15 protein-coding genes are annotated in these 14,064 nt (G+C 62.9%); 9 read left to right on the forward strand and 6 right to left on the reverse strand.

The features are described from left to right. Position 1 precedes the first annotated feature (1 nt). Entirely contained in the window at positions 2-388 is a 387-nt protein-coding gene (locus BMW66_RS11380) for a 5-carboxymethyl-2-hydroxymuconate Delta-isomerase (protein ID WP_093118564.1), read from the reverse strand. A 208-nt stretch (positions 389-596) separates the two neighbouring features. On the opposite strand from BMW66_RS11380, the gene speA reads away from it, so the two are divergent. From speA to speB, 4 genes are read left to right on the forward strand one after another with little or no spacing between them, the layout of a single operon-like run. Next, the gene (gene speA / locus BMW66_RS11385) at positions 597-2,486 is read left to right on the forward strand and encodes a biosynthetic arginine decarboxylase (RefSeq protein WP_093118566.1); all 1,890 of its coding nucleotides are present in this window, start codon (positions 597-599) and stop codon (positions 2,484-2,486) included. A 22-nt stretch (positions 2,487-2,508) separates the two neighbouring features. Beyond that, complete coding sequence (locus BMW66_RS11390; RefSeq protein ID WP_093118568.1) at positions 2,509-3,720, forward strand: saccharopine dehydrogenase family protein; 1,212 nt, start codon at positions 2,509-2,511, stop codon at positions 3,718-3,720. A 58-nt stretch (positions 3,721-3,778) separates the two neighbouring features. Then, positions 3,779-4,948, forward strand: a complete 1,170-nt coding sequence (nspC, locus tag BMW66_RS11395; RefSeq protein WP_093118570.1) for a carboxynorspermidine decarboxylase — start codon at positions 3,779-3,781, stop codon at positions 4,946-4,948. Then, positions 4,945-5,796 carry an agmatinase gene (speB, locus tag BMW66_RS11400; protein ID WP_093118572.1) on the forward strand — a complete coding sequence of 284 codons (852 nt, stop codon included), beginning with the start codon at positions 4,945-4,947 and terminating at the stop codon, positions 5,794-5,796. The genes nspC and speB overlap by 4 nt, the downstream gene beginning before the upstream one ends. A gap of 42 nt (positions 5,797-5,838) precedes the next feature. Here the strand turns inward: speB and BMW66_RS11405 are convergent, their stop codons facing one another. Next, positions 5,839-6,165: a TIGR02300 family protein gene (locus BMW66_RS11405; protein ID WP_093118574.1), complete on the reverse strand. Its 327-nt coding sequence runs from the start codon at positions 6,163-6,165 to the stop codon at positions 5,839-5,841. A 117-nt stretch (positions 6,166-6,282) separates the two neighbouring features. Here BMW66_RS11405 and BMW66_RS11410 point away from each other — a divergent pair, with 117 nt between their 5' ends. Continuing rightward, positions 6,283-6,969 (forward strand): M48 family metallopeptidase, encoded by a 687-nt coding sequence (locus BMW66_RS11410; protein ID WP_093118576.1) that lies wholly within the window; start codon positions 6,283-6,285, stop codon positions 6,967-6,969. Between the two features lie 47 nt (positions 6,970-7,016). Next, positions 7,017-7,667: a GntR family transcriptional regulator gene (locus tag BMW66_RS11415; protein ID WP_093118578.1), complete on the forward strand. Its 651-nt coding sequence runs from the start codon at positions 7,017-7,019 to the stop codon at positions 7,665-7,667. Between the two features lie 348 nt (positions 7,668-8,015). Here BMW66_RS11415 and BMW66_RS20025 read toward each other — a convergent pair whose 3' ends face one another. Both BMW66_RS20025 and BMW66_RS11420 read right to left on the reverse strand, forming a co-directional pair. Continuing rightward, complete coding sequence (locus tag BMW66_RS20025; protein ID WP_139196159.1) at positions 8,016-9,227, reverse strand: hypothetical protein; 1,212 nt, start codon at positions 9,225-9,227, stop codon at positions 8,016-8,018. Positions 9,228-9,440: 213 nt separating this feature from the next. Then, entirely contained in the window at positions 9,441-10,130 is a 690-nt protein-coding gene (locus BMW66_RS11420) for a winged helix-turn-helix transcriptional regulator (RefSeq protein ID WP_093118580.1), read from the reverse strand. Between the two features lie 140 nt (positions 10,131-10,270). Between BMW66_RS11420 and BMW66_RS11425 the strand changes: the two genes are divergently transcribed. Both BMW66_RS11425 and BMW66_RS11430 read left to right on the forward strand, forming a co-directional pair. After that, positions 10,271-11,428 carry an acyl-CoA dehydrogenase family protein gene (locus BMW66_RS11425; RefSeq protein WP_093118582.1) on the forward strand — a complete coding sequence of 386 codons (1,158 nt, stop codon included), beginning with the start codon at positions 10,271-10,273 and terminating at the stop codon, positions 11,426-11,428. A gap of 52 nt (positions 11,429-11,480) precedes the next feature. Beyond that, positions 11,481-12,416, forward strand: coding sequence for a carbon-nitrogen hydrolase family protein (locus BMW66_RS11430; protein WP_093118584.1), 936 nt, complete (start codon positions 11,481-11,483; stop codon positions 12,414-12,416). Positions 12,417-12,662: 246 nt separating this feature from the next. Here the strand turns inward: BMW66_RS11430 and BMW66_RS11435 are convergent, their stop codons facing one another. After that, a complete protein-coding gene (locus BMW66_RS11435) occupies positions 12,663-13,028 on the reverse strand; it encodes a BrnA antitoxin family protein (protein WP_093118586.1) in 366 nt (121 codons plus the stop codon). Positions 13,029-13,358: 330 nt separating this feature from the next. Between BMW66_RS11435 and BMW66_RS11440 the strand changes: the two genes are divergently transcribed. Continuing rightward, a complete protein-coding gene (locus BMW66_RS11440) occupies positions 13,359-13,565 on the forward strand; it encodes a cold-shock protein (RefSeq protein ID WP_093118588.1) in 207 nt (68 codons plus the stop codon). Positions 13,566-13,626: 61 nt separating this feature from the next. On the opposite strand, the gene BMW66_RS11445 is transcribed toward BMW66_RS11440, so the two are convergent. Then, the gene (locus BMW66_RS11445) at positions 13,627-14,007 is read right to left on the reverse strand and encodes an acyl-CoA thioesterase (RefSeq protein WP_093118590.1); all 381 of its coding nucleotides are present in this window, start codon (positions 14,005-14,007) and stop codon (positions 13,627-13,629) included. Positions 14,008-14,064: the final 57 nt, after the last annotated feature.

A 14,064-nucleotide genomic window follows, 5' to 3' on the forward strand; every position in this document is an offset into this window, starting at 1 on the left:
CTCAACTCTCCTTGAGGTATTGGCGGATGGTGCCGGTCTTGGGCGACAGGTCGGGGTCGATGTCGCGCATCTCCAGCGACAGGGCGAGCGGGCGTCGGTCGAGAACCGGCGCAAGCAGCGCGCGCGCCGCGTCGAACAGGGTCTGCGTCGCGGCCTGCTTCACCGCGTCCGGCCGCCCGGCGCGCAGACGCACGGAGATGTCGATATAGCCGTGATCGCGGTTGCCGTCGGCGATGGCGTAGTGATCGGCGCGGATGGCGCGCACGCGGATGCCCGCCAGCGGAAAACTTTCTATCGTGGCGGCGGCGCGGCGCATATGCTCGCAGAAGGCGGTCATGTCGACCTCGTCTTCGAGGTTGGCGGAATAGTCGATGATGATATGCGGCATGGGTCCGGTCCGTTCTGATGTTAGTTATCATGTTAAGTAAAATGGGGCCACCGAGTCAACAGCAAACTTTGCCCCGAATCAGGGTCGCCTTTTGCCCGTGCCCCGGTGCAGACTGGCCCTTGGAAACGCCGCGAATCCGGCATAGGTGGCAGTGCCGGGCGCGCAGGGTCCGGACAGTGTGACAAACCATCGACAGGGGGTGAGCCGAGTGACGCAAACGCAGGACGCCGCACATTCCGTTTACGGGATCGACCGCTGGGGCAAGGATCTGATCGTGGTGATGGACAACGGCGACGTGGGGCTTCGCAACCCGCTGGCGCCGGATCAGCCGCCGGTCAGCCTGCCGGAGATCCTGCACGATCTGGAACAGCGTGACGTGCATGTGCCGATGATCCTGCGCGTCGCCTCCTATCTCGAACACGAGATCCGCGAGATCAACGACAGCTTCGCCGCCGCCATCGCGCGCACCAGCTATCGCGGCAGCTATCGCGGGGTGTTCCCGATCAAGGTCAACCAGCAGGCGCAGGTGGTGGACCGGATCGTGGAATACGGCAAGCCCTATCACTACGGGCTGGAGGCCGGATCGAAACCGGAGCTTGTCATCGCGCTGGCGCACCGGCTTCCGGGCGAGGCGCTGATCGTGTGCAACGGGGTCAAGGACGCGGAGTTCATCCGGCTTGCGATCCTGTCCCGCAAGCTGGGCTTCAACACGGTGATCGTGCTGGAAAGCCCCAAGGAGGTCGATACCGTCATCGCGGTGTACGAGGAACTTGGCATGGAGCCGATGCTCGGCGTGCGGGTGAAGCTCACCAACCAGATCAGCGGCAAGTGGGAGGAAAGCTCCGGCGACCGATCCACCTTCGGGATGAACACCGATCAGATCGTCGCCGTGATCGACAAGCTGCGCGATGCGGGCCTGCTGCATTGCCTGCGGCTGCAACATTCGCATCTTGGCAGCCAGGTGCCCGACGTGAACGACGTGCGCCGCGCGGTGGGCGAGGCGTGCCGCTATTTCACCGAACTCACCCGCGAGGGGGTGCCGCTCACGCATCTCGATCTCGGCGGCGGGCTTGGCGTGGATTACACCGGCGAGAAGAAGGCGATCGAGAATTCCATCAACTACACGGTGGCGGAATACTGTTCCAACGTGGTGGAAACGGTGGCCTATGCGATGGATGAGGCCGGGGTGGAGCATCCGACGCTGGTGACCGAAAGCGGCCGCGCGGTGGTGGCCACCTCCTCGATGCTGATCTTCAACGTGCTGGAGGCCACGCTCTATGACGCGCAGGACGCCCCGGCGGCAGAGCCGGACGATCACCACCTGATCTCCGACCTGATCGCTGTGAATGACTACCTGCGCACCGACCGGCTTCAGGAATGCTGGAACGACGCCACCTTCTACCGCAACGAGCTTCGGGCGATGTTCCGGCGCGGCTATATCGACCTGCGGCAGATGGGCCGGGCCGAACGCATCTACCTGCACCTGATGGGGCGGATCAAGGCGGTGGTGGCGGGCAGCGACGGGCCCACCGATGTGGACGATCAGCTTGAGAGCCTTGCCGACATCTATCACTGCAATTTCTCTCTGTTCCAGTCGCTGCCCGATGTGTGGGCCATCGACCAGATCCACCCAATGGTGCCGCTGCAACGGCTGAACGAGGCGCCGGACCGGCGCGCGATCCTGTCCGACATCACCTGCGACAGCGACGGCAAGGTGGACCGCTTCATCCTCGCTGACGGGGTCTCCCCCTCGCTGCCGGTGCATACGCTGGGCGAGGATGCGCCCTATTACCTCGGGGTGTTCTTCATCGGCGCCTATCAGGAGACGCTGGGCGATCTGCACAACCTTTTCGGCGATACCAACGTGGTGACCATTGACCTCAAGCCCGGCGGCGGGTTCGAATTGCTCCATGAACAGGAGGGCGACACCATCAGCGAGGTGCTGGCTTATGTGGAGTTCGACCCCACCGACTGCGTTGCCGCCTTCCGCAAGATGGTCGATGAGGCGATCGCGGGCGGGGGCCTGAAGGCCAAGGACCGGCGCACGCTGATGGCCGCCTACCGCGACAGTATCAACGGCTATACCTATTACGAATAACCCATCCAGAGGAGAGTTTCCCATGGGCAAGACACTGGTGATCGGGGCGGGCGGCGTCAGCCATGCCGCCGTCCACAAGATGGCGATGAACCCCGAGATCTTTACCGAGATCACGCTGGCCAGCCGCACCAAATCGAAATGCGACGACATCGCCAAAAGCGTGAAAGAGCGTGTCGGCGTGACAATCAGGACCGAGGCGCTGGACGCGATGGACGTGGCCGCGACGGTGGCGCTGATCAGGGACACGGGCGCGGACATCCTCGTGAATCTCGCGCTGCCCTATCAGGATCTCAAACTGATGGATGCCTGCCTTGAGGCGGGCTGCCATTACCTCGACACCGCCAATTACGAGCCCGAGGACGAGGCGAAATTCGAATATCACTGGCAATGGGCCTACCGCGAGAAATTCGAAAAGGCTGGGCTGACCGCGATTCTCGGATCGGGCTTCGATCCGGGCGTGACCAGCGTGTTCGCCACATGGCTGAAAAAGCACAAGCTGGGCAGCATCCGGCAGATCGACGTGCTGGATGCCAATGGCGGCGACAATGGCCAGGCGTTCGCCACCAACTTCAACCCCGAGATCAACCTGCGCGAAGTGCTGGCCGACGCGAAACACTGGGAAGGGGGCGAATGGAAAGTGACCCCCGCCATGACCCACAAGGTCGAATTCGACTTTCCCGGCGTGGGGCCGAAGAACATGTATCTGATGTATCACGAGGAGCTGGAGAGCCTGTCGACCCATTTCCCCGAGATCGAGCGCGCGCGCTTCTGGATGACCTTCGGGGATGAATACATCAAGCACGCCAAGGTGCTGGAAAACGTCGGCATGACACGGATCGACCCGGTGATGCACAACGGGGTGGAAATCATCCCGATCCAGTTCCTGAAAACCCTGCTGCCCGATCCCGGCGGTCTGGCGGCCTTGACCAAGGGCAAGGCGTGCATCGGGGATATCGCCACCGGCGAGGCGAAGGACGGCACGGGTGAGCAGACCTGGTACATCTACAATATCTGCGACCACGAGGAATGTTACCGCGAGGTCGGCAGTCAGGCGGTCAGCTATACCACCGGCGTGCCGGCGATGATCGGCGCGGCGCAGGTGCTCAAGGGCAACTGGGCCAGGCCGGGCGTGTGGAACATGGAACAACTCGACCCCGATGATTTCATGGACATGCTGAACACGCAGGGCCTGCCGTGGCATGTCAGGGAACTGGACGGCCCGGTGGAATTCTGAGGGGGCCCCGCCCCCTTTGTCCCCCGCCAGACCGCGCGCAGAATCGGAGATCAGACCCGTGTCAGACATGATGGCCACTCAAGCCGGCGATCCCGGCGCCTTCCGGCGGCTCGACCTTGCCCGCGTACCAAGCCCCTGTTTCGTGGTGGACGAGGTGGCGGTGGAGCGGAACCTGAAGGTTCTGGCCGATGTCGGGGATCGCTCCGGCGCGCATGTCCTCAGCGCGCTCAAGGCGTTCTCGATGTTCGCGCTGGCGCCCCTCGTTCGGCAGTATCTCGGCGGCACCTGCGCCAGCGGTCTATTCGAGGCGCGGCTGGGCCGCGAGGAATACGGCGGCGAGGTCGCCACCTTCTGCGCCGGCTACAAGGAAAGCGAGATCGACGCCATCATCGCGCTGTCCGATCACATGATCTTCAACTCCCCTGCGCAGAAGGCCCGTTTCGCGCCGCGCTGCCACGCGGCGGGGGTGTCGGTCGGCCTGCGCATCAACCCCGAACATTCCGAAGGCGAGATCCCGAAATACGATCCCGCCGCGCCCTGCTCGCGTCTTGGCACCCCCGTCAGCCAGATCACGCCGGAGGTGATGGAGGGCGTGGAGGGGATTCACATGCACACGCTGTGCGAACAGGGGGTGGTGCCGCTTCTGCGCACATGGGCCTCGGTGGAATTCAAGCTGCAACCCTATCTGGACCGGCTCAAATGGCTCAACTTCGGGGGCGGGCATCACATCACCCGCGCCGATTACGACCGCGATGTTCTGATCGCCTTCCTGCACAGCATCCGCGAGCGCTACGGGGTGGAGGTTTATATCGAACCGGGAGAGGCGGTGGCGCTCGACGCGGGTATCCTCGTGGGCGAGGTGCTTGACCTGCCGGTGAACGGGATGAAGCTGGCGATCACCGACGTGTCGGCCACCTGCCACATGCCCGACGTGATCGAGGCGCCCTATCGCCCGGCGCTCCTCGATGAGGCCGAAGACGGGGAAACCTACCGCCTCGGCGGCCCTTCCTGCCTCGCTGGCGACGTGATCGGGGACTACACATGGAACCGGCCGCTCCGCGTGGGGGACCGCTTCGCCTTTCTCGATCAGGCGCATTACTCGATGGTCAAGACCAACACCTTCAACGGCGTGCCGCTGCCCGCGATCGCCCTGTGGAACAGCGACACCGATGCGCTGCGGATCATCCGCGAATTCGGATACGACGATTTCAGGGAGCGTCTGTCATGAGCGTCTTTCTCGACAGTGAACTGAGCGCAGCGGAACGTGGGGAGTCCGCACGCTTTCATGTGATCCCGGTGCCGCTGGAGCGGACGGTGTCCTATGGCGCCGGCACGGCCGGGGGGCCGAAGGCGATCATCGCCGCCAGCAATGAACTCGAACGCCGCTGCAACGGGGCGGAGCCCTGCGCGGACGGGATCTTCACCGAAGACCCGCTCGACTGCACCGGCCCGATGCCGCAGGTGATGGAGCGGCTGGCCGCGCGCACGCAGGCGGCGGCGCAGGCCGGGCGCATCCCGGTCACGCTGGGCGGAGAGCATTCGCTCACCTACGGCGCGGTGATGGGCGTGGCGCGCACGCTGGATCGGCCCGTGGGGCTTGTGCTGATCGATGCCCACGCGGACCTGCGCGTCGCCTATCAGGGCGAGGTGCATTCGCACGCCTCTGTCATGCACCTGCTGGCGCAGGAGGGCATCCGGCAGGCCCATTTCGGGGTGCGCGCCCTCTCTGCCGAAGAGGAAGAGAGCCGCCTTGCCAACAATGTCTTCTTCAAGGATGCCGAAGGGCTCGTGACCGGCAACATCCATGCCGTCGATCTGCCCGAGGATTTTCCCGACCTGGTCTACGTGAGCTTTGACGTGGACGGGCTCGATCCCTCGCAGATGCCCGCGACGGGCACGCCGGTGCCCGGCGGCCTTGGCTACTACCAGGCGCTGCATCTGGTCGAACACGCGCTGGGGGGGCGGCGGTGCGTGGGGGTGGACGTGGTGGAACTGGCGCCGGATGGCAACGCGGCGTGGGATTTCACCGCCGCGCAGATCGCCTATCGCCTGATGGCGGCCTGCCGGGGCGGCTGACCTGTGCCGGGCGGCGGCCGTCGGCCCCGCCCGGCCCTTGGCTCAGGTATCGTCGTCGTCCGCGGCCACATCGGCCAGATCGTCGAGCGAGACTTTCTCGTCCTCGTCGTCATCCTCGAGCACATCGTCCCCGACATCGAGATCGACCGAATCGTCATCATCCAGAACCGCGCTGCTGTCGGTCTTGGCGGGCTTCGACTTGGTGGTGACGGCATCCTCGGCATCGGCCGCGATCATGCGGCTCTTGCCGGTTTCAGGCTCCACGACCTCGCCGGTATAGGGGCTGACGATCGGGTTCTTGTTCAGGTCATAAAACCGTTTGCCGGTTGTCGGGCAAACACGCTTGACGCCCCATTCTTCCTTGGGCATGGGAAATCCCCTCTGATTTCGTGAGTCTTGCAGACAGTTCGCGCCAACTGCCATATGTGGTTCGGTGTGTCAAAGGCTATCGCGCCGCCCCGCCGGGCCGCGCGTCGAGGGGCGTATATGGGGCAACATCTTCTTCCGGGCAACCCGGAAATTTCACTCGATCTGAGGCGCTCCGCGCGGGCGCGGCGCATCTCCCTGCGGGTATCGCGGATCGACGGGCGGGTGACGCTCACGCTGCCGCGCGGCGTGCCAGAGGCCGAAGGGCTGCAATTCGCCCGCGACCGCGCCGACTGGCTGCGCCGCCACCTGTCGGATCGCCCCGCGCAGATCACCGCCGCCATCGGGGCGCAGATCCCGGTGCAGGGCGAATTTCGGCGGATCGAGACCGAACCGGGCCGCGCCGTGCAGCTCCAACCGGGGGCCATCACGGTGCCGGGCGATCCCGCCCGCGCCGGCGCGCGGATCGCCGGGTTTCTCAAGACACGGGCGCGCGCCGCGCTGGTGCCGGCCTGCGACGCCTACGCCGCGCGGCTGGGCCGCCCTTACACGCGCATCACCCTGCGCGACACCCGTTCGCGCTGGGGCTCATGCTCATCGGCCGGGGCGCTGATGTTCTCATGGCGGCTGATCATGGCCCCGCCCGAGGTGCTCGACTACGTCGCCGCGCATGAGGTCGCGCACCTGACGGAGATGAACCATTCCCCGGCCTTCTGGTCCACGGTAGAGCGGCTCTACGGCGATTACGCGGCGCCGCGCGCATGGCTGCGGCAGCAGGGCGACTCGCTCCACCTCGTGCGGTTCTGAGACCATTTGCGATTGACCCCGATCCGGTTTGTGATCACAGTCGGCCCATGCTGATCCAGACCCGCCCGCCAGAGCAGACGCCCTCGGCCCATGACCGGATTTACCGAACCCTTCGGACCCGGATCATGCACGGGGAGTTGATGCCCGGCCACGCCATGACGCTGCGCGGGATCGGGCAGGAATACGGTGTGTCCATGACCCCCGCGCGAGAGGCGCTGCGCCGTCTGGCCGCCGAGGGCGCGCTCACCCTGTCAAGCTCGGGCCGGGTGGCGACACCGGAACTCACCGGCGACCGGATCGAGGAACTGGCCGCCCTGCGCGCCCTGATCGAGGTGGAACTGGCCAGCCGCGCCCTGCCGCGCGCGCATATGGCGCTCATCGACCGGCTGCAAAGCATCAACAATTCCGTCGCCGACGCGGTGGAGCGGCGCGACCCGGTCAGCTATATCCGCAGCAACCTCGAATTTCACCGCACACTCTACCTGCGCGCGCAGGCCCCGGCGATGCTGGCGATGGCGGAGACAGTGTGGCTGCAACTCGGCCCGACGATGCGCGCGCTCTACGGACGGCTGCGCAAGACCGAACCGCCCCACTACCACCGCCTGATCCTCGCCGCGCTCAAGGCCGGGGACGAACCCGGCCTGCGCCTCGCCGTCCGCTCGGACGTCACGCAAGGACTGAGGATGCTGGCGAGTTGAGGGGGGGAGGGTCTGAACGGTCTTTCAAACGCGGGTCCAGGAATGACCGGTCCCCGCCCGGAGCGGTCATAGCGCTTCTACAGGGAGGGCGGGAAGCGGTAGTTCGCTGCGTCTTGGACGGACGGCAGCGATGCTGCAGGAAACGAACACTGACCGTTTGCCACTTGAAAGACCGCACGGCAGGAGAAAGCCAATGTGACTTTTGGTGCGCCGCTGTCATCTCAGACCAGCCGTTGGCCACCTGAGAACGGACCAAGGCCAACAGGACTGAAAACCGTATCGTCTCATTGCTCCGCCTTCGAAACGGAGCGACCGATAACAGCGCTCAATCTTAGTTCCGGGTAATCATCAGCCGTCGTCGTCTTTTCTGGAAACCCGCCCAAGCCTTGAGAGCATACGTGCCCACTCATCTACATCGGTAGAGAGCCGATGTGCGGGTTCGGAACGTGGCTTGCGAGTTTTATTGGCTGATTGCGAAACCGAATTGCCAGACAGGGTTCCAGATGAACGTGGGCGCTTCTTGGCGCGTGGATGTGGTTGCGGCTTCCGAGCCTTTTTCTGTTTGTTAGCTGCAGTTCGTTTCTTTTGCCTAACCGGTTTTTCTTGGGATACGCCGGATAGGGTTATCAGAAAAAAGGCAAGGCGAGGAGTCCAAGGCGAACCATCAGCAGTCACACGGCCCGTTGCATTCAAATAGTGAGAAACAAGTTTGGGGCCCACTATCCCCTTCTTGGCGAAATCTTCGAGGACAGAACGCAATGTACCTGACACTTTGGCAGTTCCGCCGCTTTCTGACCCAAAGTGCCTCCTCTCGGATGGCAAAAGCTCTAAAACCTCATCGGGAATAACACTTGGGTCAATATCCTTCTCCAGCGCTTCGAAGTCCATTAGCCGGTCACCGTTGGTAACCTCGATGTCTTCAAGTGACAGTGGATGCAGAAATGAGAAGGTCTCTCCACGGCGACTGACGAGGTCGCCTTCAGTTAGAAGCGGCTGATCGCAGTAAATGGAAAAACGATATTTCTGATGATTTTGGCTTGAAAGGTCTTCAACCTGAACTTCCATCCGGAAGTCGGTAAAATGGACTTCAACCACCACTGCAAGCTTCCACGAATTTTTTCTGGCTTGCCGACCTACAGGTAGTATTCGCTGTTCGATCTTTTCTTCGGCACCGAGAATGTCTTTGATTTCAGCAACTGGTCGACTGGAAGGGCGAGCACGCATTGAGCCAGAGGCTGGGCGCCCGGTGTCCGTGCAACCGTGCTTCTCCCAAGGCTTTCCGAGTTCATTAAAGAAGACACGGCTACCGTACTCATTCGAATAGAAATAAACCGGCTGACCGCAGACAGGGCAGGATGCATTGGGATTAACGAAGCAGCGAGAGTAGCTTGTTGCGCCGTAGCCTTTCAGTGTTTGCGTCGCTTGGTGCTTTTCATACTCGGAATAGACTGGCCGAAGTGGCTTTATTCCTGGTGCTGCGGAGACGCCGTCACCGTTTCTGTTGCCGCCGCCAACGCACCAACCGCATGTGCACCAAGGGTAATGATTGTGCCCGGTCAACTTAGCACCAATATACCGATACTAATTGCATTAAATTGAATCAATAATGCGCATTTCGGTAGTTCCCTTCCCCCAGTTTCTATCAACCTCGAATCGCGGATCAAGGCGACGTAGCCTTCCACCAAATCTAATGTCTGGTTTGGGCTGGGACCAGCCATTTTTCTGCGCTCGGCTTGAATGTCCGCTCAGGGCCGCTATACGCCTTCAGCGTCGTCACGCCACCTGCTTCTTGTCTTTCGCAAAGGGGCTGAGTCCCAGCCATTTCTGCATCATGGCGGCGATTTCCCGGTCCCCCGACAGCACCAGATCGGCCCGCGCAACCGCCGCGGCGACTGTGTCCAGCCCCAGCCAGATCGCGGTCATCGTGCGCAAGCTGCATTCCGCGTAAAGATCGACGTCGAACCCTGGATCGACGTAGCAGGCCTCGGCGCCAGTTTCTGGGTCGATGATCAGCCAGTTGTCGCGTTTTTCTGCGGCCAGATCTTCGAATACGACTTGGATACAAATTCGTCGAGCTGGTAGCGGCGTGGGATCAAGGCACCGGTGCATGTCCCAGATCAGAAGCTCCGGGTCGAGATTGTCAAGCGTTGGGCCGGTCTCGACCCACCGCTGCCCCCAGCTTCCCAGGGACATGATGATCGGGCGCAACTCCTCTCCCGCCTTTGTCAGGCGGTAGGACTTGATGCCTCTTGCATCCGGCACCGCATCGATCAGACCAGCCGCCTCCATCTCCACCAACCGTTTCGACAACAGCGAGGGCGACATGCGCGGAACGCCGCGGCGCAGATCATTGAACCGCGTGCTGCCGCACATGAGTTCCCGCACGACAAGAGGCGTCCAGCGGGCGCAAAGCACCTCTGACGCCATGGCGACGGGGCAGAACTGTCCGTAGCTTCCACGCATTTCAACCTCCCGTTTGGCAGGGCAAAACGCCCCGATCTTCAATCTACCACAAGGTAAGGTCCTGCCCAGTATAGTTTGTGGACTGGATGCACGTACTCCGGCCTGCGATCCTTCTCAAAGTTTAACAGGAGGATTGATTGATGACTGACGTAACAGCAGACCTGATCCCGACCCGGAAACCATCCCTTGAAGATACGGCGCGGCAGTTTGCCGAAGGCTGCGCGGAACGCGCGGCGGATCATGACCTGACCGGCGATTTCATCGCGGGCAACTACAAGGCCATGAAGTCCACTGGCTTGGTGGCCGCTGGCGTGCCAACCGAGCTTGGCGGCGGCGGCGCCTCATTTCGCGATCTGTGCGAGATGCTGCGGATCATCGGCGGGGCCTGCGGATCCAGCGGGCTCACCTTGTCGATGCACACCCACCAGGTCGCCATTCCGGCCTGGCGCTGGCACCATCAAGCCGCGGCCCGACCGCTGGTCGAGCCGCTTCTGCGCCGCGTTGCCGCGGAGAACATCGTCTTACTCAGCTCGGGCGGATCGGACTGGATCGGCGGATCGGGCCAGGCGGAAAAGGTCGATGGCGGTTACAAGATTACCGCGCGCAAGGTGTTTTCCTCGGGTGCGCCCGTGGGCGACATCTTGATGACCAGCGCCATCTGCGACGAAGACGGCGAGCGAATGGTGCTTCATTTCGGCGCCCCAATGACCGCGAAGGAGGTCACGGTCCTGGACACTTGGAACACCCTTGGGATGCGGGGCACCGGGTCGCACGACATCATGATCGACGGGCTTTTCGTGCCCGATGACAAGATCCCCCTCAGACGGACGGCGGGTGAATGGCATCCCGGTTTCCAGTTGATCGCCACCATGGCCTTCCCGCTGATATACGCGACATACCTCGGCATTGCCGAAAGCGCGCGCGAGATCGCCGTGGGCATCGCTGGGATGAAGCCCGTGTCCCACCGACTGCAATCCATCGCAGGGCGGATGGACACGGCCCTTGCCGCGACCCGGATGGGGCATGAACACATGATCGCCGCGGCGGAGCGCAACGCGCCATCGGAGCAAAGCGTCAATGACGTCATGATCGGTCGGAGGCTGGTCGAGGAAAACGCCATCCTGACGGTCGAGCTGGCAATGGAACTGGCGGGTGGCGCGGGCTTCTACCGCAAGACAGGGCTGGAACGTCGGTTCCGTGACATCCAGGCCGCGAGGTATCACCCGCTGCAAAAAGAGGCGCAGTCGGAATACGCGGGCGCGATGGCGCTTGGTCAGCCGGTCGGACGGATCTTCTGATATAGAAGGCCGGACAGAATTTTAGCCCCATTTGCATAGTAAGGACCACATCATGACCAAAGTCGCCATCATCCAGCAGCCGCCAGTCTATCTTGATCTTGAAAAAACGATGTCCCGCGCGATCCAGCTGATCGAAGACGCCGCCCGCGACGGGGCCCAGATGGTGGTCTTCCCCGAGGCATGGTTTCCCGGCTACCCAACCTTCGTCTGGCGTTTGCCGCCCGGCGCGGGGATGGGAAAGACCGATGAGTTGTTCTGCCGCCTTCAGGCCAACGCGATCGACCTCAGCCGGGGCGGCATGAAGCCGTTGCAGGCGGCCGCAAAGGACCATGGTGTCGTGATCGTTGCGGGGTATCAGGAATTGGACGGGGCGGTCAGCGGCAGCACGCTTTACAACAGTTGCATCATCATCGACGCGGACGGGACCGTCGCGAACAACCACCGCAAGCTGATGCCGACCAATCCCGAGCGCATGGTCTGGGGGTTCGGCGACGGGTCCGGCCTGAACGTCGTCGACACTGCGGTGGGTCGTGTCGGAGCTCTGCTATGCTGGGAAAATTACATGCCCTTGGCGCGATACGCGCTTTATGCCCAGAACATCGATATCTATGTCGCTCCAACCTGGGATAGCGGCGACACCTGGCTGGCCACGATGCAGCACATCGCGCGCGAAGGCGGGTGCTGGGTCATCGGCTGCGCCACGGCTCTTGAGGTATCGGATATTCCGACCGACATCCCTCATTATGAAGACCTGTTTCCGAACAAGGACGAATGGGTGAACCCGGGCGACGCGGTCATCTACAAGCCATTCGGCGGCGTCCACGCAGGACCGATGCATCAGGAGAAGGGCCTCTTGATCTCTGACATCGACGTCAGCGCCGCCCGATCTTCGCGGCGGAAATTCGACGCCAGCGGACACTATGCCCGCCCGGATGTGTTCACCTTGACCGTCAATCGCAGCCGGCAGGCGCCGGTCACGTTCGACTGATCCTTCGCAAGTTGCATCATTTTCAAAAGCCTCACCCTTATGTGGTGCCGAGAAAAGCAGCTTTGTAAGCTTCCTAACCTTCGTCCACGCTCGAATGTTGCAAGATGCATGAATGGCGGGTTTCGTGAAGCTGCGCTGCGGCGTCGGCAGGACCCGTGAATGGCCAATATGGGCCGCTTCGCAACTTTACAAAGTCCCCTCTTTGCGCACTCCGGCCATTCGCGCGTGCGTCGCCCCCCCTCCCCTTCACCCACTCCCCTCCGGCGCGTCCGGGTGATCATCCCCCATCTCCCGCAGGCGCTTTTGCAGGTAGGCGTCCAGCCGGACCTCTCCCGCGATCTTCATCTGCGCCCATGTCGCCAGAAGCCGGTTGATCCGCGCGTGATAGCCGTGGCCCATGCCGCGATAGAACCGCGCAACCGACCGGTCGAGGTAGAGCGTCACCTTCTCCTTCGGCTCGCGCACATCGACATCGGCCTCCAGCGTGTGCCACGCGTCGGGGATCTGCTCGCGCAGCGTCGCGTCGATCCACCCGTCGCTCTCGATCCGGATCAGATTCGGCACGAGGCGCTCTCTGGCGAGGCGTTCGGTCTTGGTGCGGGCGCGGGTCATGGCGGTCTCCTTTTCGGCGTGGAGGCGCACCCTGCCACGGGCGGGTTAGCGTCGCCTGACCCCACCGCGCGGCGCCACCGACGCAATACCGACGTGATACCGACGTTCCACCGACGTGGCAAAATCGCCCGATCCGGCCCGTCACAGGCGCCGTCGGTGGTCACGTCGATTTGTCTTGCGCCGGGGGGGCAATGCTGTCATACGGCACGGGCTAACGTTAATCTTTTTCGACCATCTGTCTCCCGTCCAACGGCGTTCAGACCTCGATCCAGACCAACAACGCCAAGCTGCCGCACTCCGCGGGCAGCATCATGATAGGAGACCACGGATATGGCCACTGGCACCGTGAAATGGTTCAACACCACTAAAGGCTTCGGCTTCATCGCACCCGACGGCGGCAGCAAGGACGTTTTCGTCCACATCAGCTCTGTCGAGCGTTCCGGCCTGACCGGGCTGCGCGATGATCAGAAGGTGACCTTCGACATCGAAGCCGGCCGTGACGGCCGCGAAAGCGCGATCAACCTCGCGCTCGCCTGATCGCATCAGGATATGACAGGAAAGGCGCGGTCCCCCGGGGGCCGCGCCTTTTCTTTTGCGATCAAGGGTCTACAGGTCGGGGCCGTCCCTCGGCGTCGATCGCCACGAAGGTGAAAAGCGCCTCTGTCACCTTGTCGCGCGCCCCTTCGGTGCCGCGCCTGACCCAGGCTTCGACCTCCACCGCGATGGAACTGGTGCCCACCCGCGCGATGGACGTGTAGACGCACAGGATATCGCCCACCTTCACCGGACGGATGAACTTCATCGCGTCCACCGCGATGGTCGCCACGCGCCCCTTCGCCCGCTCGCGCGCCACGATCCCCCCGGCAATGTCCATCTGGCTGAGCACCCAGCCCCCGAAGATATCGCCGTTCACGTTCACGTCGCTCGGCATCGCAAGGGTGCGCAGTGTCAATTCCCCGTTTGCGTCGTCGTCGGTCATCGGGCCCTCCAGTCTGCAACGGGGCAAGCATATCCGCTTCAGCCCCCGATACCACCG

Source organism: Salinihabitans flavidus (assembly GCF_900110425.1).
GTDB lineage: Bacteria > Pseudomonadota > Alphaproteobacteria > Rhodobacterales > Rhodobacteraceae > Salinihabitans > Salinihabitans flavidus.